At 72.7% G+C, this 461-nt stretch carries 1 pseudogene; it reads right to left on the bottom strand.

The annotated features are described in order from the left end of the window. Positions 1 to 460, bottom strand: a pseudogene (locus LPA54_RS38135) (SAM-dependent methyltransferase); the annotation flags it as partial. Between the last annotated feature and the right edge of the window lies 1 nt (position 461).

The following is a 461-nucleotide window of genomic DNA, read 5'->3' as shown; positions in this document are numbered from 1 at the left end:
ACACGTTGTTGGCGACCACCAGGTCGGCCGGCCCGTGCTCGGCGCGCACCGCCGCGCCCGTCTCAGGGCTCAGGAACGCGGTGACCGTGGGCACGCCCGCATCCCGCGCCGCCGCGCCGACGTTCACCGACGGCTCGACCCCCAGGCAGCGCACGCCCCGGTCGAGCACGTGCCGCAGCAGATAGCCGTCGTTGCTCGCCACCTCCACCACGAAGGAGTCCTCGTCGAGCCCCAGCCGCGCCGCCGCGTCCTCGACGAACACCCGAGCGTGCTCCACCCAGGAGGAGGAGTACGACGAGAAGTACGCGTACTCGCTGAACGTCTCCTCCGGCGTGATCAGCGGCGGGATCTGCGCCAGCCAGCAGTCCGTGCACACCCGCAGGTGCAGCGGGTACGCCGGTTCCGGCGCGTCCAGGTGCTCCGCGGCGAGAAAGCTCTCGCACGGCGGGGTCGCCCCCAGG

The organism is Streptomyces sp. DH12 (assembly GCF_020873895.1).
Taxonomy (GTDB): domain Bacteria; phylum Actinomycetota; class Actinomycetes; order Streptomycetales; family Streptomycetaceae; genus Streptomyces.
The sequence above is the reverse complement of the archived record's forward strand: the minus strand, read 5'-3'. Positions and strand labels throughout refer to the sequence as shown.